The organism is Arthrobacter sp. zg-Y750, assembly GCF_020907365.1.
In the GTDB taxonomy this organism is placed as follows: Bacteria; Actinomycetota; Actinomycetes; order Actinomycetales; family Micrococcaceae; genus Arthrobacter_B.
Map to the genome: position 1 here is coordinate 39,467 of NZ_JAJJOC010000019.1, position 20,499 is coordinate 59,965.

Annotated in this window: 24 protein-coding genes; all 24 read right to left on the bottom strand. The window is 66.9% G+C overall.

The window, feature by feature from the left end:
- Positions 1-68: 68 nt before the first annotated feature.
- The 24 genes from LOC57_RS12860 to LOC57_RS12975 all read right to left on the bottom strand — a co-directional run bounded on the left by LOC57_RS12860 (position 69) and on the right by LOC57_RS12975 (position 20,351).
- Positions 69-1,088: a hypothetical protein gene (locus LOC57_RS12860; protein WP_229960198.1), complete on the bottom strand. Its 1,020-nt coding sequence runs from the start codon at positions 1,086-1,088 to the stop codon at positions 69-71.
- The gene (locus LOC57_RS12865) at positions 1,063-3,120 is read right to left on the bottom strand and encodes a flagellar biosynthesis protein FlhA (protein WP_227927050.1); all 2,058 of its coding nucleotides are present in this window, start codon (positions 3,118-3,120) and stop codon (positions 1,063-1,065) included. The genes LOC57_RS12860 and LOC57_RS12865 overlap by 26 nt, the downstream gene beginning before the upstream one ends.
- Positions 3,117-4,244, bottom strand: a complete 1,128-nt coding sequence (locus LOC57_RS12870; protein WP_227913304.1) for an EscU/YscU/HrcU family type III secretion system export apparatus switch protein — start codon at positions 4,242-4,244, stop codon at positions 3,117-3,119. Before LOC57_RS12870 ends, LOC57_RS12865 begins: the two co-directional genes overlap by 4 nt.
- A complete protein-coding gene (locus LOC57_RS12875) occupies positions 4,245-5,003 on the bottom strand; it encodes a flagellar biosynthetic protein FliR (protein WP_227913302.1) in 759 nt (252 codons plus the stop codon).
- Positions 5,004-5,279, bottom strand: a complete 276-nt coding sequence (gene fliQ, locus LOC57_RS12880) for a flagellar biosynthesis protein FliQ (RefSeq protein WP_229960200.1) — start codon at positions 5,277-5,279, stop codon at positions 5,004-5,006.
- Complete coding sequence (gene fliP / locus LOC57_RS12885; RefSeq protein ID WP_442860726.1) at positions 5,279-6,130, bottom strand: flagellar type III secretion system pore protein FliP; 852 nt, start codon at positions 6,128-6,130, stop codon at positions 5,279-5,281. The genes fliQ and fliP overlap by 1 nt, the downstream gene beginning before the upstream one ends.
- Positions 6,127-6,615 (bottom strand): FliO/MopB family protein, encoded by a 489-nt coding sequence (locus LOC57_RS12890; RefSeq protein WP_229960202.1) that lies wholly within the window; start codon positions 6,613-6,615, stop codon positions 6,127-6,129. Before LOC57_RS12890 ends, fliP begins: the two co-directional genes overlap by 4 nt.
- Positions 6,615-7,316 carry a flagellar motor switch protein FliN gene (gene fliN, locus LOC57_RS12895; RefSeq protein WP_227913296.1) on the bottom strand — a complete coding sequence of 234 codons (702 nt, stop codon included), beginning with the start codon at positions 7,314-7,316 and terminating at the stop codon, positions 6,615-6,617. The genes LOC57_RS12890 and fliN overlap by 1 nt, the downstream gene beginning before the upstream one ends.
- A gap of 2 nt (positions 7,317-7,318) precedes the next feature.
- Positions 7,319-8,218, bottom strand: a complete 900-nt coding sequence (locus LOC57_RS12900) for a flagellar motor switch protein FliM (protein ID WP_227913294.1) — start codon at positions 8,216-8,218, stop codon at positions 7,319-7,321.
- 44 nt (positions 8,219-8,262) lie between these two features.
- Positions 8,263-9,075: an OmpA/MotB family protein gene (locus LOC57_RS12905; RefSeq protein WP_227913292.1), complete on the bottom strand. Its 813-nt coding sequence runs from the start codon at positions 9,073-9,075 to the stop codon at positions 8,263-8,265.
- Positions 9,072-9,875 (bottom strand): motility protein A, encoded by an 804-nt coding sequence (locus tag LOC57_RS12910; protein ID WP_227913291.1) that lies wholly within the window; start codon positions 9,873-9,875, stop codon positions 9,072-9,074. The genes LOC57_RS12905 and LOC57_RS12910 overlap by 4 nt, the downstream gene beginning before the upstream one ends.
- Positions 9,875-10,186, bottom strand: coding sequence for a flagellar FlbD family protein (locus LOC57_RS12915; RefSeq protein WP_227913290.1), 312 nt, complete (start codon positions 10,184-10,186; stop codon positions 9,875-9,877). Before LOC57_RS12915 ends, LOC57_RS12910 begins: the two co-directional genes overlap by 1 nt.
- A 178-nt stretch (positions 10,187-10,364) precedes the next feature.
- Entirely contained in the window at positions 10,365-11,567 is a 1,203-nt protein-coding gene (locus LOC57_RS12920; protein WP_227913289.1) for a flagellar hook protein FlgE, read from the bottom strand.
- 38 nt (positions 11,568-11,605) lie between these two features.
- On the bottom strand, positions 11,606-12,082 hold the full coding sequence (locus LOC57_RS12925) for a flagellar hook assembly protein FlgD (protein ID WP_227927056.1): 477 nt from the start codon (positions 12,080-12,082) through the stop codon (positions 11,606-11,608).
- Between the two features lie 14 nt (positions 12,083-12,096).
- Positions 12,097-13,647 (bottom strand): flagellar hook-length control protein FliK, encoded by a 1,551-nt coding sequence (locus LOC57_RS12930; RefSeq protein WP_229960207.1) that lies wholly within the window; start codon positions 13,645-13,647, stop codon positions 12,097-12,099.
- Positions 13,644-14,297: a C40 family peptidase gene (locus LOC57_RS12935; protein WP_227927058.1), complete on the bottom strand. Its 654-nt coding sequence runs from the start codon at positions 14,295-14,297 to the stop codon at positions 13,644-13,646. The genes LOC57_RS12930 and LOC57_RS12935 overlap by 4 nt, the downstream gene beginning before the upstream one ends.
- Positions 14,297-14,728 (bottom strand): flagellar export protein FliJ, encoded by a 432-nt coding sequence (locus LOC57_RS12940; protein ID WP_227913283.1) that lies wholly within the window; start codon positions 14,726-14,728, stop codon positions 14,297-14,299. Before LOC57_RS12940 ends, LOC57_RS12935 begins: the two co-directional genes overlap by 1 nt.
- The gene (locus tag LOC57_RS12945; RefSeq protein WP_227913282.1) at positions 14,728-16,059 is read right to left on the bottom strand and encodes a FliI/YscN family ATPase; all 1,332 of its coding nucleotides are present in this window, start codon (positions 16,057-16,059) and stop codon (positions 14,728-14,730) included. The genes LOC57_RS12940 and LOC57_RS12945 overlap by 1 nt, the downstream gene beginning before the upstream one ends.
- Positions 16,056-16,661, bottom strand: coding sequence for a FliH/SctL family protein (locus LOC57_RS12950; RefSeq protein ID WP_227927059.1), 606 nt, complete (start codon positions 16,659-16,661; stop codon positions 16,056-16,058). The genes LOC57_RS12945 and LOC57_RS12950 overlap by 4 nt, the downstream gene beginning before the upstream one ends.
- On the bottom strand, positions 16,651-17,727 hold the full coding sequence (gene fliG, locus LOC57_RS12955; protein WP_227913276.1) for a flagellar motor switch protein FliG: 1,077 nt from the start codon (positions 17,725-17,727) through the stop codon (positions 16,651-16,653). Before fliG ends, LOC57_RS12950 begins: the two co-directional genes overlap by 11 nt.
- Positions 17,724-19,313 carry a flagellar basal-body MS-ring/collar protein FliF gene (fliF, locus tag LOC57_RS12960; RefSeq protein WP_227913275.1) on the bottom strand — a complete coding sequence of 530 codons (1,590 nt, stop codon included), beginning with the start codon at positions 19,311-19,313 and terminating at the stop codon, positions 17,724-17,726. Before fliF ends, fliG begins: the two co-directional genes overlap by 4 nt.
- The gene (gene fliE, locus LOC57_RS12965) at positions 19,313-19,618 is read right to left on the bottom strand and encodes a flagellar hook-basal body complex protein FliE (RefSeq protein ID WP_227913273.1); all 306 of its coding nucleotides are present in this window, start codon (positions 19,616-19,618) and stop codon (positions 19,313-19,315) included. The genes fliF and fliE overlap by 1 nt, the downstream gene beginning before the upstream one ends.
- Positions 19,618-20,010 carry a flagellar basal body rod protein FlgC gene (gene flgC / locus LOC57_RS12970; RefSeq protein WP_227913272.1) on the bottom strand — a complete coding sequence of 131 codons (393 nt, stop codon included), beginning with the start codon at positions 20,008-20,010 and terminating at the stop codon, positions 19,618-19,620. The genes fliE and flgC overlap by 1 nt, the downstream gene beginning before the upstream one ends.
- Complete coding sequence (locus LOC57_RS12975; protein ID WP_227913271.1) at positions 20,010-20,351, bottom strand: flagellar basal body rod protein FlgB; 342 nt, start codon at positions 20,349-20,351, stop codon at positions 20,010-20,012. The genes flgC and LOC57_RS12975 overlap by 1 nt, the downstream gene beginning before the upstream one ends.
- Positions 20,352-20,499 lie beyond the last annotated feature (148 nt).

The window sequence follows — 20,499 nt, forward strand, 5'->3', positions numbered from 1 at the left end:
GCCGAAGCGCGGGACGGCAGGTTCTCCGGGCTTCGCGGCCCGGCCCTGCGGCGAGGCCCGGCGGCGGGCTAGAGGACCGGCGTGGGCGACGGCCCGCCGTCGAGCCAGCCGATAGGCAGGCCCAGCGAGTTGACGGACTGGGGAGTCCCGGTGGTGTCGATGCCCTCGACGGCGGCGGCGTCCACCACCACCGCGGAGCGCACCGCGCCCACCCAGGCGGCGGTGTCTTCAGGCTTGCGGCCGGCGTCCACGGCCACCCAAACCTGGTCAGCGGCGAGAGCTGAAATCAGCGTGGAGTGCCGGCCCATCTCGGTTCCGGAGCGACCCAGCCCGTAGGCGAGGAAAATGGCGTGCCCGGCCATGACACCGGCGGCCCGCGCCGTGGCTACCGCCCGGCGGTCCGCCGCCCGGCCCACCCCGTCCGTCTCCAGCACACCGGCTACCCGGACCGCAGCCGCTCCGCTGCCGGCCAGATCCGCCATTGACCGGCAGACCTCCAGGGCTTCATCGCCCAGGCCGACCACCATGACCAGGTCCCCGGCGCCGCCGAGCGGCGCCGGGGGCAGTGAGGTGCGCTGGACCGGTTCCAGCGCCATGCCCGGCTGCTGGTTCCCCTGGAGCTGGCCGGCCTGCAGCTGGTTCAGCTCGATCCGGTTCAGGGGTACGGGAGCCGGCGGCTGGGCCGGGGCGAATGCGGCAGGTGCCTGCACCGGGGCCCCGGTGCTGGCGGCAAGGGTGTCCATCAGCTCGGCGAAGGCATGCGATCCGGTGGAAACGGACGGAGCAGCGGGTGCGGCCGGGTGCAGGGTGGATTCGGCCCGGTCCGCTTCTTCGAGCAGCGCCGAAATGCCGGCGCGTTCCGAAGACGCACGGCTGGGCAGGTCCGGCTCGACGGCGGCGCGGCGCCTGCCGCTGGGCGGCAGCTCCACCGTCACCTCATAGTGCTGGCGGGAGAGGAACCCGCCGATCCCGCCCACGGTGACCTTCTCGGCGGCGATAATCCTCGCCCGCGGCCCATGCTCGGCAAACACTTGGGCTTTCAGGGCGTCAAGCGACGTCCCTTCAAGCTGAAATCGTCTCGGTTCCACGCACCACCCCTACAGTCTCGATACTGACATTACCCGCTGTCGCTTCCTGGTAGGACAGTACCGGCAGTCCGCCCGCCTGCGCCGACACCAGCCGGCGGATAGCGGGGCGGAGTGCCGGGGCACAGACCAGCACCGCATTGAAGCCGGCATTTTCGGCTCCGGCGACGGCGTTCCGCAGCGAGGCCAGCACGGTTTCGATCCGGGCGGGGTCGAGCAGGATCTGGCTGCCCTGGTCCGAGGGACGCAGCGCTTCGAGCATGGACTGTTCCAGAGACGGGTCAATCATGATGACCCGCAGGACGTTGTCGGCAACATACTGGGCGGCCAGGGCCGGGCCCAGTGCCGTGCGGGCCGTTTCGATCAGGCCCTCCGGGTCCGAGGAGACCTTGGCCCGCAGCAGCAGGGACTCATAGATCCGGGGCAGGTCATTGATGGGGATCTGCTCGGCCAGCAGGCCCTGGAGCACCCGCTGCACTTCCGCCAGGGACAGCACTCCGGGCACCAGTTCATCCACGGCCGAGGGGTTCACCTGCTTCACCCCTTCGGTCAGCACCCGCACGTCCTCGCGGGTCAGCAGCCGGGCGGCGTTGGCGGTGATCACCGCGGAGAGGTGCGTCACAAGCACGGATACCCGGTCGATAACAGTGGCACCGGCCATTTCCGCGGCATGCTGCATTTCCGCGGGAACCCACTTTCCGGCCAGCCCGAACACGGGTTCCACGGTGGCGGTGCCGGGCAGCCCGTCCAGGTAGTCGCCCAAGGCCAGGATCTTGCCGGAGGGCGCCTCTCCGCGGCCTGCTTCCACTCCGGCAATCCGGATGACGTAGGTGGACAGCGGCAGGTCCACGCTGTCGCGGGTGCGGACCGGCGGCACCACAATGCCCAGGTCCATGGCGATCTTGCGGCGCAGCGCCCGGACCCGGGCCAGCAGGTCATCGGAGCCGCCGGTGACAATGTCCACCAGGTCCGGGGCGAGCATGATCTCCAGGGCGTGCACCCGCATCTGCTCAATCAGGTCTTCGGTGGTCTCCGAGGCGGCCGGTGCATCCAGGGCGGCCTGGGTGCTGGCCTTCTCCGCCTCCGCCGCCGCTTCCCGTTTCTTGATCCGCTGCGACGCGAAGATCAGCAGCGCGCCGATGACAATAAACGGCATCTTGGGCATGCCCGGGATCAGGGCCATCACAATGGCCGCTCCGCCGGCGACCATCAGGGCGTTCCGGGACTGGCTCAGCTGCGCCCCCGCGGTGCTGCCCATATCGGCTTCGGCATTGGAGCGGGTCACGATCATGCCGGTGGAGACGGCCATCAGCAGCGCGGGGATTTGGGTGACCAGCCCGTCGCCGATGGTCAGCAGGCTGTAGGTGTTGACGGCTTCGCCAACGGACATACTGCGCTGGAGCATCCCGATGGCGATGCCGCCGATGATGTTGATGATGATGATGATCAGGCCGGCAATGGCGTCGCCCTTGACGAACTTGGAGGCACCGTCCATGGCGCCGTAGAAGTCGGCTTCGGCGGATACCTCGGCACGGCGTTCCCGTGCCTGGGTGTCGGTGATCAGGCCGGCATTCAGGTCCGCGTCAATGGCCATCTGCTTGCCGGGCATGGCATCGAGGGTGAACCGCGCCCCCACTTCGGCCACGCGCTCGGCACCCTTGGTGACCACCACGAACTGGATGACCACCAGGATCAGGAAGATCACCGCGCCGATGATCAAGGACCCGTTCACTGCCACGTGCCCGAAGGCTTCAATGACCTGCCCGGCATATCCCTCGCCCAGCACCAGGCGCGTGGAGGCCACGTTCAGTCCCAGCCGGAACAGCGTGGCAACCAGCAGCAGGGACGGGAACACCGAGAAGTCCAGCGGCTTGCGCACGAACATGGTGGTCAGCAGGATCACCAGGGCCAGCAGGATGTTGATGATGATCAGCACGTCCAGCAGCGCCGCAGGGATGGGGACCACCAGCAGCAGGATGATGCCGATGACGCCTACGGGGACGGCGAGTTTCAAGAGGTTGCGGTTGCGTTTCACTGCGCGGCCTTACGGTGTTGTGGGGTGGTCACGGGTAGGGGCGGCACGGCCGCCATGGTGTGCATTCCGGCAGCGGATCCGCGCCGCTTCAGGGACATAACGAAGGCCAGCACGCGGGCGACGGCGTTGTAGAGTTCCGCCGGGATTTCGGCGTTCAGTTCGCACGCGCTGTGCAGGGCACGCGCCAGCGGAATGTCGGACACCATGGGGACGCCCTTTTTTTCGGCTTCCTCACGGATCCGGGCGGCAATCACACCGGCGCCCTTGGCCACGACCCGGGGCGCGGATTTGCCCGGCTCGTATTTCAGGGCCACGGCCACGTGGGTGGGGTTCACGAGGACGACGTCGGCGTCCCCCACGGCAGCCATCATGCGGTTCCTGCTCATGGCCAGCTGCCGGGAGCGTCGCTGGGACTTGACCAGCGGATCTCCTTCGCTGTTCTTGTTCTCGTCCTTGACTTCCTTCTTGGTCATGCGGGTGCGTTTCCGGTTGCGCTTCATCACCACGAAGATGTCCGCCGCGGCGAGGATCAGGCCCGCGGCCACCGCCGCCTGCAGCAGCAGGGCGGTGCCGCCGCCGGCTGCTTCCAGGACGGCGGACACGGGCAGCCCGCCGGCCGACATCAGCACCGGCATCATCTGCTGGATTACCGCATACAGGACCAGGCCCACCACCGCTGTTTTCGCAAGCGACTTCACGCCGTTCCAGAGCGCCTGGGTGCCGAAAACGCGTTTGACCCCGGCAAGCACATTGAACTGTTCGAATTTGCCCTTGAACTTCTTGATATGGATGCCGCCCTGCATGGCGGCGGTGAGCAGTACCGCCCCGGCCACTACCCCCAGCAACGGGCCGAGGATATAGGCCATGCTGCCGAGCCCGTCATTCATCAGGGTCACGGCCACCTGGGGATCCGGGTTCGCGATGATGGTGGAGACGCCGGTCAGCACCTCCCCGGCTGCCTCGGAGCCGCGGGAAATGGTGAACGGCATCATCAGGGCCGCCATGCCTACCCCCACCCATGCGGTGAGGTCTTCGGATTTGGAGAGCTGGCCCTTGGACCGGACTTCCTTCATCCGTTTCTCGGTGGCCTGTTCGGTCCGTTCGCCTGTGGGCTGTTCCGGCATTTATCCCACCCCCGTCACGGCACGCACAATGGTGGACACCATTGAGGAAACAATGCGCGGCAGGGCCAGGAAAACCATCGAGGCCAGGGTCAGCGTCAGCAGGATCTTCAGCGGGAAGCCCAGGGCGAATGCGTTCAGCGCCGGGGCCACGCGGGTAAGCAGGCCAAGCCCGGCGTCGGCCAGGAACAGCACCACCAGCAGCGGTCCGGCGATCTGCACCGAGGCAAGGAACATCTGGGACACGGATGTGGCCAGGGCAGAGACCGGCTCGGCCAGGTCCACTCCCCCGGCCAGCGGCAGGGCGGTGAAACTGCGCAGCAGCCCGCCGATGATCAGCTGGTAGCCGTCAGAGGCGAACAGCAGCGCCAGGGCGGTGATCTGGAAAATGCGGGTGAATTGGGCACCGTTGACCATGGATTGCGGGTCAAAGGCCTGGGCCAGCTGGAAACCGCCGAAGGTGTCGATCAGGTTGCCGGCGGACTGCACGGCGGAAAACACCACCATGACCAGGAAGCCCAGCAGCGCCCCCACCAGCAGTTCCAGCACCAGCGCCATGAAAAACGCTCCGGTGTCCAGCGCACTGTACCCCTGGCTGAGCTGCGGGGCCACGGCCAAGGCCAGGCCCAGGCCGATCATGGCCTTCACGCGTGCGGGGAAGGCGTTGTAGGAAAACGGCGGAGCGATGACCAGGAAGGCCACCATCCGGACCGAGGCCAGCAGGAACGCCTCGATCCAGTCCTGGTCAAGGGGAATGTTCATCTAGCCGCCGCCGAGAAGGGACGGAATCCTTGAGAACATTTCGTGCGTGAAGGACACTATTTCGGAGATCATCCAGTGTCCGCAGACCAGCAGGGCTATGGCCACGGCAATGGCCTTGGGCACGAAGGAAAGCGTCACTTCCTGGATCTGGGTAATGGACTGCAGCAGCGAAATCGCGAAACCGACCACCAGCGCCGTGATCAGCACCGGTGCGGACAGCTTGGCCGCCACCCAGAGGCCCTGCATGGCGATGTCCAGGACGGCATTTGTATCCACTAGGTGCCGCCCTGGTAACTGTTGATCAGGGAGGTAATGATCAGGCCCCAGCCGTCCACGAGGATGAACAGCAGGATCTTGAACGGCAGGGAAATCATCACGGGGGGAAGCATCATCATGCCCATGGACATCAGCGCGGCGGAGACCACCAGGTCAATGACCAGGAACGGCACGAAGATCACGAAACCGATGATGAACGCAGCCCGCAGCTCCGAGATCATAAACGCCGGAATCAGGGTAGTCAGCGGCACGGATTCGGGGCTCTCGGGGTTTTCCTGCCCCGCGGCGCGGGTCATCAGGGCAATGTCCTCTTCGCGCGTGTGCGCGAGCATGAACTGCTGCAGCGGCCCGGAACCGGTGTCGATGGCGGTGTCGAAGTTGATGGAGCCGTCCAAATAGGGCTGGACGGCAATCGTGTTGATCTCGCTGATGACCGGGGCCATGATGAACAGCGACAGGAACAGGGCCAGCCCGGCGAGCACCTGGTTGGGCGGGATTGACGGCAGTGACAGGGCGTTGCGCGTCATCGCCAGCACCACGAAGATCTTGGTGAAGGACGTAAGCATCAGCAGCAGCGACGGTGCCACGGAGAGCAGCGTGATGCCGATCAGCGTGGTCACGGCCGTGGAGGGCGCGCCGTCCTGGCCGTTGATGTCGATGCTCAGCCCGCCGCCGTCGTCGGGCTCGGCGGGAGCCCCCGGAGCCGTGGGCGCCACGGGCGGCGCCGGGTCAAAGGTGGTCGCGTGGCCGGCGGCAGCGCTGAGCAGCAGCAGGGCAGCCACGGCCAACAGGAGTGCGGCGGCCAGGCCCAGGGCATTGCGGGTGCGGCGCACGGCGACGGCGGTGCTCACCCTTTGCGCCCCTGGCGCAGGAAGTTTCCGGTCTGGCGCCAGGTCTCCGGCGACAGGATGGAACCGCCCAGGACGGACTTCGCCGGCACCGGTTCGGTCAGTGGCAGGGCGTGGGCTGCGCGGTGCGCCCGCCGGCTGGGCACCGCAGCGGCGTCCGCGGTGCCGTCCGCTGCGGCCTGCAGGGAAGCGGCAAACTCGGCATCGGGCGCCGCGTCCGCTGTTTCCGGTTCTGGCGGAAGGTCCGAGGTGTGCAGCACATTGACCGAACCTTCGGTGACTCCCAGGAGGAAACGCTGCCCGTCGGTTTCCACCACAACCACGGAGGCCTTGGGAGTTATGGGCTGCCGGCTGACCACCCGGATCGGGACCTGCTCGCCGCGGTCAGTGCCGGCGACCTTGCTGAAACGCCGCTGCAGCCACCACAGCAGGCCCAGCACGGCGCCGAGCGAAACCAGGACACGCAGTCCCAGAAACAGGGTGTCCACTAATTAAGCCCCTCAACCACGTCCAGGATCTTGGTGATGCGCACGGCGTAGTCCTGGTCGATAACCACCACTTCACCGTTGGCAATGAGCCGTCCGTTGAGCAGGATGTCAGCGGGCGCCCCCGCGGAACGGTCCAGTTCCACCACGCGGCCGGGTTCGAGGTTCAGCACGTCGCGGACGGACATGCGCGTGTGTCCGATCTCCACGGTCAGCGCCATCTCAATGTTGTTGATGCGGCCCATTTTGCCGACGATCGAATCGTCCGCGGAACCGCCGTGCACCGACGGGGTGTCCCGCAGCCTGATGGCAAACCAGCCGGCCGTGCCTTCAGCGGAACGGAGCTCGAACACCACGCTGGCGGGATCGGCGAACAGTGCGGACGCGTCTTCGGTGCGGGCCTCGCCCAGGACGCCGACGCCGAGGGTGGCGCTGGCGGCTTCGAGCGACGGGCGCAGGACGTCCGCGGCGGATACCAGCGGCGAGTCGGTGCCGGCGATGGCGGACAGCGGCGATGAGCTCGCCAGGACCACTGCCAGGTCGGCGGATTCGGCGCCTACGAAGGAGGCGGTTACCGCGGCAGCGGTTTCCGACGCCGGCACCCCCGCACCGTTGTGGGCAATAGGTTCCAGGACAAGCGGGGTGGGCAGGCCGCGCACCAGGGCGGAAACGGCGTCCGCGTGCAGGCTGTGGGGGCTGGTCATAACTACTTCTCCTCGATACTGACGATGCTGCCGGCAAGGCGGGACCCGCTGGCTCCTACGGCGGCCTGGGCCAGGGTCTGACCGTCAACGGTGACGTTCAGCGGACGGTGGCGGGGGTGGCCAAGATTCAGGACGTCCCCCACGGCCAGGCGAAGGACCATGGCGGGTTTCACCACAATGGGTTCCAGCTGCAGGCAGACCTTCACCGGCACGTGCGTCAGCTGCCGCTGGATAAGTTCAGCGGGGCTGGCGTGGGTGGACTGGGCGCCCAGCGGATCCAGCTGGGGCAGCAGGGCCGCTGCCGGTATGGCGACGGTAGCCGGCGCAGTGGTTTCGCCGACCACCATTTCGAAGGTCGCGACGATCATCGGGTCACCGGAGGCGGCCGCCTGCGCGAACTGGGAGTTGTACTGCACGGATGCCAGCGTCAGCGGAGACGTAAGCAGGTGGCCCAGGGAATAGTGCAGGTCCTCGACGGCGTCGTCCATGATCTTGCCCAGCAGGGCCTGTTCAATGTGGGTGAACTTGCGTTCGGGTGCGGACTGGAACCCGGTGCCGCCGAGCATGTGCCCCACCCAGGACAGTGCGGCGTCCATGGGGAACTGGATAACGGCCTTGGCCGAGGTAGCGGCCATGTTGAACAGCACCATGCCGGTGTTGTCCGGCAGGGACGCGGCGTATTCGTCGTAGCTGAGGACCTGGACCTGCTCGGAGGTAACCTGCGAGAGCACCCGCACCTTGGCAGTGAGCTGGGTTCCCCACTGGCGGGCGAACGTATCGAACGCCATTTCCAGTACCCGCGCATGTTCGCGGGCCAACGTAGTGGGCCTGCTGAAGTCGTAAACCTCTACCGGTTTGGCTTTAGCGGGCGTGCTTATAGGAGGTGATTCTTGGACCGTCACATCCGGGACTATCGGCAGCGCAGGCCCGCGCGTAAGGGACGCGGTCAGCTGCCCGCCGCAGCTTGCTGTTCGGCCACGATTCCGGGGATCAACGATCTCACGTCCTCGCTCTGTCCGGACAGGACCACAATGTCCACCCGCCGGTTGCGGGCCAGCTCCTCAGTTGTGGTGCCCGGGGTCAAGGGACGGGATTCGCCGTAGCCCACGGCCTTGATCTGGCCCTGGACCACGCCGCCCTTGGCCACGAGGTAACGGAGCACGTTGACGGAGCGCGAGGAAGACAGTTCCCAGTCCAGGGCGTCGGAAGCGAACTGCCGGACCTGGGCGGTGTGCCCCTCAACGGATACCTGGTAGGTGGTGGGTGCCAGCGCCGGGCCCACGGTGTCCAGCACCTGCGCGGCGGCTTCGGTGAGGTCCGCCAGATCCGGGGCGAAGAACATTTCGGAGCTGACCAGGCGGATGGTCAGGCCCCGCTCATCCATTTCAAACCGGACGGCGTCTTCGAGGCCTTTTTCCTGCAACCCGGCATAGATGGCGTCCTGCAGCGCCGTGAGGTCGTCCACTTCCTTGGCGGCCAGGGCGGCGTCGGGCTCAATGATTTCCTCATTGTCCACTTTGTCCGGCGGCACAATGATGCCGACGGCGGTGTCCACCGTATTGGTTTCCGTGGCACCGAATCCGGTGGCCAGGGATTCCTTGAGCTGATCGAACTTCTCCTGGTCCACGCTGGACATGGCAAAGAGGACGATGAACATACACATCAGCACGGTGACCATGTCCATGTAGGAGGCCATCCAGCGTTCGTCCGGGTGGCTCTCCTCCTCGACCTTCGGCTTGCGCCGTTTGCTGGCACTCACGCTGCGTCCTGGACCTTCTCGGCCTTCTCCGCCTTATCCGCCTTGGTGCCCAGCGCGTGCGCGGGAACCATGGCCCGCAGGCGTTCGCCCAGCAGGCGGGGCTGGCTGCCCGCCTGCAGGGCCAGGACACCTTCCATCAGCAGGGTCATTTCTTCGGCTTCAAGATCTGCGAGGCGCTTGAGCCGGGAGCTGATCGGCAGCCAAATGAAGTTGGCCGAGAGCAGGCCCCATAGGGTCGCGACAAAGGCCGTGGCAATCATCGGTCCCAAGTGGTCCGGCGTGGAGAGGTTTTCCAGCACGTGGGTCAGGGACACCACTGTGCCGATGATGCCCACCGTCGGCGCGTAGCCGCCCAGGCTGTTGAAGAACTTGACCGGGATCTTGTCGCTGGCCGTCTTGGTGGCCACTTCGTCTTCGAGCAGCATCCGCAGTTCGTCGCCGTCAGTGCCGTCGGCGATGTTCTGCAGCGCGGTGCGCAGGAACGGGTCCTCCACTTCGGCAGCGTCCTGTTCCAGGGACAGCAGGCCCTCACTGCGTGCCTTCTCGGCCAGCAGGACCACACGGTCAATGGTTTCCTGCGGCTGCGGGGTTTTGCCCATGAAGGCCCGGGGCAGGGCCTTGAATGCAATGAGGAAGTCCTTGAGCGTTCCGCCCGCCAGGCCCACGGCAATGGTGGCGCCGAAGACAAGGATCATTGGTGCCGGCAACAGAAGCGCGCCAACATGCGCGCCTTCGAGGGTGATCATGGCGTAGAGCGAGCCGAAGGCTAGCACCAGGCCGATTATTGTTGCTGGATCCATTAGTTGTTCCTAGGGCGAAGGGGCACGGTCTTGCTGGGGGTCGGGACACCGGACGGTTCCGCGGAAAAGACTTCGGGCACTAGCCCCAACCCGGGTCTTTCACGGACCGGTGCAGGGGTGTCCCGCGCCATGGAAATCACCAGGGCCCGGTAGGCGGCGATCCGGTCGATCACTTCCTGCATGCTCTCGGTCACGATGTACTTCGAGCCGTCCACCATCACCAGCGTTGTGTCCGGGTTGGCGTGGATCCGCTCGATCAGATCAGGGTTGATCGCAAACTGGGCGTCGTTCAGACGCGTGAGTACAATCATTGCCCTGCCCTGGTTCGTTCCACGGGACTCCGATAAGCCCTCACCCCTACTTTCGGCCGGTGCGCCCGGATTGTAAGGAAGACCGCTGTTTCGCGCGTCACGGCCCGGAACGCAGCGCCTTAAAAGCAGAACGGCCCCGGCTGCGGTGCAGCGGGGGCCGTTCTGCGTGAAACTTCGGTTAGCGCTTCAGGTTGGTCAGTTCCTGCAGCACTTCATCCGAGGTGGTGATGATGCGGGCGTTGGCCTGGAAGCCGCGCTGGGCCACGATCAGGTTGGTGAATTCCTGGGAGAGGTCCACGTTGGACATTTCCAGGGAACCGGCAATCGCGTTGCCCATGCCGGGGTCGCCGGGGCCGCCCAGGACGGGGTTGCCCGAGTTCACCGTGGCGGTAAAACCGGAGTTGCCGGCCTTTTCCAGGCCAGCCGGGTTGGTGAAGGTGGCAACGGCAATACGCGCCAGTGCCTGCTTGGCCCCGTTGGTGAAGGAACCGATCAGCGTGCCGTCCTTGGCGATGGAGAAGGACTCCAGGGTGCCGGCGGCGCGCCCGTCCTGGCCGGTGACCGACGCGGTGCTGACGCCGGCATAGCTGGACAGGCCGGTCAGGTCCACCGTCGCGCCGCCCACGGTAATGGAGGCCGCGCTCCCGGCCACCTGCTTGCCGTCGGTGAAGTTCAGGTTCGCTGATTCAGGGGTTGAACCCGGCGCGGAGACGGACCAGCCTCCGGCGGTGCGGGTGAAGGTCAGCGGGATCACGCTGGCGACGCCGTTGTTGTTGTACACCGTCATGTCGCGGACGATCGTGCCTGCCGGCACCGGCGGCGTAGCAGCTGCGTCCCCGGCGGTGGTCTCAGAGGGAAGGTTTCCGCCCATGGTGACGTTCCCGGTGGCCTTGGCGGGGGAAATGGCGCCTTCCGGCAGGGTGACGTTGCCAACCGCACCGCCGGTGTTGATGACTCCGTCAACACCGGTCCAGCCCTGGACAATCTTGCCGTCCGTTGTGACCAGGCGGCCGGAGGCGTCGACGTCGAAAGCGCCGGCGCGGGTGTAGGTGGTCTGGTCGCCCTGCTTGGTGACGAAGTAGCCGTCGCCGGAAATCATCAGGTCGGTAGCACGCCCGGTGGACTGGGCCGAGCCCTGGGTGAAGTTGGTGGTGATACCTGAAACCAGCACGCCCAGGCCTACCTGGGCCGGGTTGGAGCCGCCGTTGTTGGCGCCCGGGGCTGTGGCGCCCTGGGTCAGCTGGGAGAGGGTGTCCTGGAACTGGACGGCCGTGGCCTTGTAGCCCGAGGTGTTGACGTTGGCAATGTTGTTGCCGGTGACGTCGAGCATGGTCTGGTGTGAACGGAGTCCGGAGATACCGGAGTAAAGAGAGCGAAGCATGGCTGGCGCCTTTCAGCTTGGGTGATGCAGAGGGAAGGTTAGGCAGAGACTGGTGTTGTTGCGGGAGCAGGAGCCGGCGCAGCGGTATCCGGTGCGGCCGCTGTTGCGGAGACGACGCCGGAGATCCGGTCGAGCAGGACGTCCTTGCCGTTGATGTTGACGGTCGGAACACCGGCCGCATAGGAAACCGAGCTGGCTGTTCCGGTGACGGGCTTGCCGGCGTCGTCGGTGTAGGTGACGGTCTGGCCGATCAGTGCGGCGGCCGCGATGCGCATCTGGAGGGAGAAGTTCTCTTCATCCATCTTCGCCATGGAGGTGAGCTGTTCCATGGAGGCCAGCTGGGTGGTCTGGGCGATCATTTCGTTGGTGTCCATGGGTGAACTGGGGTCCTGGTTGCGCAGCTGGGTCACCAGCAGATGCATAAAGACCTCGCTGTCCATGGATTGTTTGGGTGCGCGGGTGGCTTCGGCGGCGGTATCAGTACCGCGTGTTGCCACTACTGCTTCGATGGGCACGGGGGTCTCCTTTTCTAGGCCAGGAAGTCGATGGTTGAGGCCGGTCCGGGAAGTCCGGGACGGTAAGTGCGTGGGCGTGCGTCATCCGCGGCAGGGCGCCGGGCTTCAGCGTTGGCATCGGCGGAAGCTCCGGGTTGGGTTTCCCCGTCGCGGCGGCCGGCAGTTCCGTCCCCTGCGCCCTCGCTCGGGGTGCCGGAAGAGGAAAGGGACAGGTTGGCGTTCATGCCCGAACCGGCCAGGTCCCGGCGCAGGTCCGTCATAAGGGTCCGCAGCGCGTCACGTCCGGCTTCCGACGGGGCAAAAAGTTCAATCCGGACACCGTCCGCGCCCACATGGGCACGCACCGTGACCGGTCCCAAATTGTCCGGCGTGACGCTGAGCGTCATGACGTGTTCACCCTGCGGTGCCGCGGCCAAGCTGAACAGCGGCTGGGCCACCTGGGTCAGCAGCGGGGTTGCGGCGGGCGCGGGCGGCGCGGCGGATGCATGCACCGGAAGTGAGGCGATGGGAGCGGACGGCGACGGCGGTGCGGGGGCAGCGACCGGGCCGACGGCGGGAGCCGCGGTATCCGGTACGGCCGCCGCAGCGTCTGTGGTCCCGGTGGCCGGAACCGCCGCGGCAGCCGCGCCAGCCAGGAGCGGAGCCCCAGTTCCAGCAGCCGCGTCGGCGACGGAAACAGTATCGGCCGGGGCCTGCCCTGCTGCCGGAGCAGCCGCCGGGCTCCCAGTCGCCGGGCTCCCAGCCGCCGGTATCTTGGAAAGGGAGGTGCCGGAAACGGGCGGAACGGAAACGGGTTCCGCAGCAACGGAGGCAGCGGCACCTTCCGCGGCTCCTGCTGCCGCCGGGTGCGCGGATGCTGCCGTTGCGGACGACGTGCTGCCCTGCGTGGGAGCAGCGGACATCCCCGATCCTGCCGCGCCGCGGAAAGCGCCGGCAACGGAGGCCTGCATGGCTGTAGCAGCTGCGGGCACGGCAACGGACGGGGCTGCAGCGGGGGAAACTGCTGCTGCCGCCGGCCCGGCCGGTGCCGAAGTTGCTGCTGCCGCACTGCCGATGCCGCCGGCAGGGCCGGAGGTTGACGCCGGCATCGCTGCACCGGAAGCGCTCCCGGCGGCTGCGGATCCGCCCGAAAGCGTTGTTCCGGCCAGATTTGCGAAGGTTGCTGCCGGGGAAGCCGGAGCTGCAACCGGGACCGGCAGGGGTGCAGTCCCTGCCGTGGCCGCCGCCGAATCGGGATTGAGGACAGGGGTGTCCTGGGTGTCGCCGCCGGTTGCCGGCTTTTCGGCCGGCAGGGCCCAGGTTGTATCTCCCGTTGTGTTTCCGGTTTCTACCTGTGTTCCCGGCTGTGCTTCCAACTGTGCTCCCGGCTGGTCGGCCGGGGCGTTCTTCCGGGCGGTACCAGGCGCTGCCGTCTGTGCCGACGCCGCCACGGCGTCCTCCAGGGAGGAGCCAAAGGATGCACCGGCGTCGGGCCGTGATGCACCGGCCTGCGGCGCTCCGGACGGAGCGGTCCGCGTAGCGGGTGCGGGGGCGGCGGGCCGCGGCATCCCGGTGGTCACGCTCATGCTGCGGATCCCATCAGGGCAGACTGCGCGGCCCGGGCGGAGGCCACCAGGTCGGTTACTGTCGAGGCGTCCATGGCTCCGGCCGTTCCCGAAGTTCCGGCGGCCGCGGCGGGCAGGATGCGGCGGATGGTGGTCAGGTTCGCGTCGGTTTCCCACGCATCGCGGATGGCAATGGTCTGGCCCGGTTGCGGGGCGTCCACTGCCTTTCCGTTGCCAAGATAGATGGCCACGTGGCCGCCGTCGTGGCTGAAGAGCAGGTCCCCGGCCTGTGCCTGTGCCAGGGACGCCACCTCGGTGCCGGAGCTCATCTGGTCCCAGGTCACCCGCGGCAGGGTGTAGCCCAGGTCCTTGTAGACGTTCTGCACAAAGGAGGAGCAGTCCAGGCCCTGCGCCGGGTCGTTGCCGCCCCAGACGTAGGGCAGGCCCAGGTACTTCTGGACGGCGTCGAGCACCTTGCCGTCGGCAGGCGCACCGCTTCCGGTGGAGGCAGCGGCGGTCAGTGAGGACAGCGTAGAGGCGAACTCCGCGCCGGAACCTGCCACGGAGGAAGCCGAAGCGGAGGCAGCCTTCTTCACGTCCGCGGTGCCGGAGAGCTGGGTCAGCGTGCTCCGGATTTCATCGATCCGCCCCAGGGCGTCGGTCATGCTCATCAGTTGGCTTCCTTCTGCCGGCGGTGCCAGGCGGAGCCGGCAAGTTCGTCCAGGATGTTTTGTTCGGTGCGCAGGTCCTCGGCGGCTTCGGCCGCCGCGTACTTGCCTTCCAGCTTCTCCAGCCCCACGGAGCGGGCCCGGGCGGCGGAGAATTCGGCGCGGGCCGCTTCCACTTCCGCGGTGCGACGGGCGCCCAGCGCGTTCAGGTCCGCCAGCATGCTCCGGGACGAGGCCCGGGCGGCGGCAATGGCGATGAGCGTGGCTGAGTCCATGGCCTGGCTGTTGCTGGATTCCAGGGCACTGTAGGCCTCGGTGCGGGCCTGTACCGTTTCCTTCTCGCGGACATTGGCGGCCGCCAGTTCACCGGCTGCGCGTTCCTGCTGCATCTGGCGCAGGCGAAGCAGGCCGGCCAGGGGAAAGGTGCGGGGCATCAGGACACCCCCAGCATTCGCGTCAGGTTATTCAACTGCGCCCAGGCGGTTTCGGCCGGGGTCTGCTCGTCCATGCGCTGCTGCAGGAAGGCGTTGATGGCGTCTTCGTTGGTCACGGCAGCGTCCACCAGCGGATTGGAACCGCGCTGGTAGGCGCCGACGTCGAGCAGGTCCTGGGCGGCCCGGCGGGCTGCCATTACCCGGCGCAGCGTGGACGCGGCGTCGCTGCGTTCGCGCGGGTTGACCCGGGAGGCCACCCGCGAAATCGAGGCCAGGGCGTCGATGGACGGGAAGTGGCCGGATACGGCCAGCTTGCGGTCCAGCACCACGTGGCCGTCCAGGATGGACCGGGCGCTGTCGGCAATGGGTTCGTTGTGGTCGTCGCCGTCCACCAGCACCGTGTACATGCCGGTGACCGAGCCGTGTTCGCCGGTGCCGGCCCGCTCAAGCAGCTGTGCCAACAGGGAGAAGGTGGAGGGCGGGTAACCCCGGGTGGCGGGCGGTTCGCCTACGGACAACCCAATTTCACGCTGTGCCATGGCCACCCGGGTCAGTGAATCCATCATCAGCATCACGTGGGCGCCGCGGTCGCGGAAGGACTCGGCAATTCGGGTGGCCACGAAGGCGGCGCGCAGCCTCATCAGGGCGGGCTCGTCCGACGTCGAAACCACCACGATGGACCGGGCCAGGCCTTCAGCACCCAGGTCGTCTTCGAGGAATTCGCGCACTTCGCGGCCGCGCTCCCCCACCAGGGCAATCACGGACACTTCGGCGTCGGTGCCGCGGGCAATCATGGACAGCAGCGAGGATTTGCCCACACCGGAACCGGCGAACAAGCCCATGCGCTGGCCGCGGCCCACGGTGGTGAGGGTATCCAGGGCACGCACGCCCAGCTGCAGTGGAGTGTCAATGCGGGTGCGCAGCATCGCGGACGGGGTTTCGTGGTCAAGCGGCACCAGGGCCTCAATGTCCAGCGGTCCCTTGCCGTCGATCGGCCGGCCCAGCCCGTCCAGCACGCGGCCGAACAGTCCGGCTCCGGTGGGTACCAGCAGCGGCGTGCCCTTGGACCGGGCGGGTGTGCCGGCGGTCAGGCCGGTAAGCCGGCCAAAGGGCATGCAGCGGATGCCGTCGCGGGTGGCAGCCACTACCTCCGCGTCAATGGCAGCGCCGGGGTGCCCGATGGAAACCAGGTCCCCCACGCCGCAGTCCAGGCCGGCAATTTCCACGCTGAGGCCGAGCACGGAGGAAACCCGGCCCACCCGCTGGGGTGCGGCTTCGCGCAGGGCGGCGGCGAACCCCGCGGGGCGCGGGCGCCAGGCGGTGGCCGTCATGACCGGTCCTCAAGCAGGGCGGCGCGGGCGCGTTCGACGGCGCTGCTCAGCGAAGCGTCCAGATATCCGTCAGGGAATTCAGTAACCGCGTCGCCGCGCGGCAGGCTTGGGTCGCCCACAAAGTCGACGCGGGCGCGGCGCAGGGTGTCTTCATCCAGTGCCGCCAGGTCCACCGGGTGCATCCGGACCCGCTGCACCAGGTCGGTGTCCACCCCTTCCAGGGCGCGGGCCAGGGCAGACCGGGCGGAGGCGTCGTCGTCGGCCAGTTCCCGGCGCAGCAGGGCTTCAGCCAGGTCCATCGCGGCAGCGGCCAGCGTGTCCTGCATCTCGGTCATCAGGGCCACGGTGCGGCCTTCGAGGCTGAATACCGCGGCGTTGAGCGCGGCGAGGCTGCGGTTCACGCGTTCCTGGCCGCGGCGCATTTCATCCTCGTACTGCTCCTGCAGGGTGCGGCGCAGCAGTTCGGTATCGGCGGCCGCCGCCCGCAGGCCTGCGGCGTAACCGGCAGCGTGGCCGCGTGCCTCCACCTGGGCGTTGAGCTGGGCTTCGTCGGCGGCGCCCAGCGCGGTGTAGACCAGGCGGGAGAAGGTCTCAGTAGACATATTCTTCCTCGTCCGCGTGGTGTACCTCGATGATGCCCTGGGCTTCCATTTCGCGGATGGCCCGGACAATGTTGGCGCGGGCCTCCTCCACCTGCGAGAGGCGGGCGGGGCCGGACACCTTGATTTCGTCGTCGAGCAGTTCCCGGTTGCGCTCGGACACGTTGGTGCGGATCGCATCCAGCACCGGCTCGGTGGCGCCCTTCATGGCCAGGGCCAGGGTGCCCACATCGATTCCGCGCAGCACCAGCTGCACGTCGCGGCGCTCGAGCTTGACCAGGTCGGCGAAGGTGAGCATGCGGGAGCGTACTTCCTCGGCCAGGTCCGGATCACGTTCCTCGAGGGATTCGAGCAGCGCGCGTTCGGTGACGGCGTCGGAACGGTTGATGATGTCCACCAGCGGCTGGATGCCGCCGATCGCATCGGTGGCTTCGCGGGCGGCGCCCAGGGCGGAGGCCCGGGCGCGCAGGGTTTCGGCCACCACGCGTACGGCTTCGGGGGTTGCCCGGGCCATGGTGGCAATGGCCTGCGCCACGTCGGTGCGCAGGTCCTGGTTCAATCCGGTGAGGACCGCCGAGGCACGCTGGGGGCGCATGTGCGCCAGGACCAGGGCAATGGTCTGCGGCAGTTCACCGTCCAGGAGGGAGATCACCTGGTTCGGTTCGGCGCTCTCCAGGAATTCGAAGGATTTGCCGGCCATGGAGGAGGCCAGGCGCTCCATGACGCCGGAGGCACGCTCGACGCCGAAGGAGGCTTCCAGCAGGCCCATGGCGACGTCGCGGCCGCCGTGGGCGCGGCGCCTGCCTTCAACGGTCATGTCATAGAACTCGTTGATGGCGTCTTCGGCCACGGACGCATCCACCCGGCGGAGCCGGACGATCTCCGCGGCAATGGACTGGGCCTCGGCTTCGGTGAACTGCTGCATCACGACGGCGGCGCGCGAGGTTTCCATCTGCATCAGGACAATGGCGGCCTTCTGAGTGCCGGTCAGTTCGCCCTTTGCCGGTACGTCATCCGGGACAGCCAGGCCGAGCCCCAGCCCGGCCGGGGCGGTAGCTAGTTCGGTCATGACCGGCTGTCCTCCATGAGGTTGCGCAGGTAGTCTGCGGTGCGTACCGGATCCTGCGCGGCGAGGGCGTCGAGTTCGGCGCGCTTACGGTCCTGGCCAACGGCTGCGGCAACAATCTGCATGGAGGCGGTGTCCGTGGGAAGGGGTTCCGGTTCCAGCATGGCCAGGCTGGTGGCCGGGGCCAGCGGATCCAGTTCGGGCAGCTCGCCCAGGTCCACGGCTTCGCGGTTCTGGCGGCGGGAGCGCATGGCGTAGGCCACCAGGGCCAGGATGATCACCAGGACGATGCCGGCCACGATAATACCCATCCGCAGCATTTCGGCGCGGCGTTCAGCCTCGTCGGCTGCTTCCGCTTCGGCCAGTGCGTCTTTGGCACTCGTGGCGCCGTCAGCGTTGAAGGACACCATTTCCACCGTGATTTCATCCCCGCGTTCGGTGTTGATGCCAGCGGCAGTGGAAACCAGGGCTTCCAGGTCCGCAACGTTTAGTCCGGCGGCGGCCTGGGTATTCAGGGCCACCGAGACGGTCTGCCGGTTCAGGGACCCTGCAGGGATGTCCCGGGTTTCGGTCACCTTGTTCACGGCGTTGTTCTTGGTGCTCGTTTCGGATTTGAAGGATCCGTCGTCGTTGGTGCCGTTGGGCACAGCGATGTTGTCCGGACCCAGGACCCCTGCGGCGGTACCGCCGTTGGCGCCGGTGTATTCCTCGGTGCTGGTGGATTCATTCAGCGCCGGGGTGTCCTGCGGTGCGGTGAAGGACTCTTCCACCCGGTTGGCGGATTCGTAGTTCATGTCCGCAGCCACTGCCACGGTGGCGTTGCCGGGGCCTACTACCCGGTCCAGCATGGTCTGCACCGAGGAGGTCACACGCTCTTCGTAGTCGGTGGCCTGTTTATCGGCGGAGCCGGTGGCGCCCACGCCAACTGCGGAGAGCACGGTGCCGCTGGCGTCGATTACGGCAACGTCGGTGGACTGCATGCCGTCAACCGAGGCTGAGGTCAGGTGCACAATGGCTGAGACCTGGTCTGCGCTGAGGGTGGTGCCCTTGGCGGTTTCCACAAAAACGGAGGCGGTGGGGTCGGATTTCTCCGACACAAAAACGGTGTCTTCGGGGATGGCGAGCTGCACGGAGGCGTTCTTCACGCCGTCGATGGCGCCCACCGTTTTGGCGATTTCGCCTTCCAGGGCCCGTTTGTAGGTGACGGACTGCTGGAATTCGGAGGAGGTGACCCCCATCTCATCCAGCAGGGAGTACCCGCCGGTGGATTCGGAGGGCAGGCCTGCACCGGCAGCCTTGAGCCGCTGGTCGTAGACGTTTTCTTCCGGAACCATGATGGTGCCGCCGCCGTCCGCTACTTCATACGGAACACCGTCCGTCTTGAGCTGCTCCACAATGCTGTTCGCGTCTTCGGCTTGCAGCCCGGAGAACAGGGGCGTGTAGGACGGTTTGGTCATCCAGGAGGCAAGCATGGCTATCCCGAGGGCCAATACGGCAATCCCAATGATGGCAATGGTTTTCTGGGCGAGGGTGAACTCGCGGAGGGTGGTGCCGATCCGGCCCGCCATCGCATTCATAGCCGGGGGCATCAGGCCTGCATCCGCATGATCTCGTTGAACGCGTCAACGCCCTTGTTGCGTACCGCGGCAACAAGTTCCAGCGTGAGGGAGGCGCGGGTGGAGGCGATGGTGGCGGCGTGGATGTCATCCAGGTCTCCGGTCACGGCCTGTACCGCCAGCGTCTTGGAAGTGGACTGCAGTTCGGTGACGTTGTCCACGGCCCCGGTGAGGGACGTGCCGAAGGCCGAGCCGTCCGTGGAGACTGCCGGGGTGGCCGCCTCAATGTACGCCGTGGGCGTGGTGCCGCTGACGGCGGCGATGGCGGGAACGGGCATTAGGAGCGTCCAATCTGCAGTGCTGCTTCATACGTGCTCTTCGCACGGTCAACCACGGCGGCGTTGGCTTCGTAGCCGCGTTGGGCAAGGATCAGGTTGCCCATCTGTTCCGACAGGTCGATATCGGGGTACCGGACGTAGCCTTCGGCGTCGGCCAGGGCGTGGTCCGGCTGGTAGACCATCCGGCCTTCGGCGTCGCCGTACTGGACACCGGAGACGTAGACGCCGGTGCCTTCCGCGCCTTCCTGCGCCACAACGTAGCGGGCTTGGAAGGCCGCGCCGTCGGTGCTGGAGACGTTGTTGGCGTTGGCCAAGTTGTCGGAGACTGCGTCCAGCCATTTGCGGTGTGTGGTCAGTCCGGTGGCGGCAATGCCGATGGCATCAAAAGTCATTAGTTGGTCCTCATGGCCGTGCGGAGGGAGCTGGCTTCTCCGCCAACAGCCTGGGTGGCGAACTGGTAGCGCAGCACAGTGTCAATGTTGGACAGGGTTTCCGTGTCCAGGTTGACGTTGCTGCCGTCCAGGCGGGTGGGTTCCAGGGAGCGCGCGGTGGTGGCGGCGGCCGCTCCGTTGCCGGCTTTCACGGATTTAGCGAGGGCGTCTTCGAAGCTGACGCGCTGGGCCTTGTAGCCGGGGGTATTCACATTCGCGATGTTGTTCGCGATGGCCCGCTGACGGAGGGCAAGGCCATCCAAGGCACTTTGCAGCGCAATGGAGGAAACGGAATCGAACACGGTGGGACCCAGTTCTCGCTAAAGGGACGGTGCGGCCGATCCGTGGCCTTTTACGCGAGCGATCCATGCTCTCAATGGTGATTATCGGCAGTTAAATAAACCGCGTAAGGAATCACCGGGTAATTTTTTGATTTTTTTGAGTACTGGG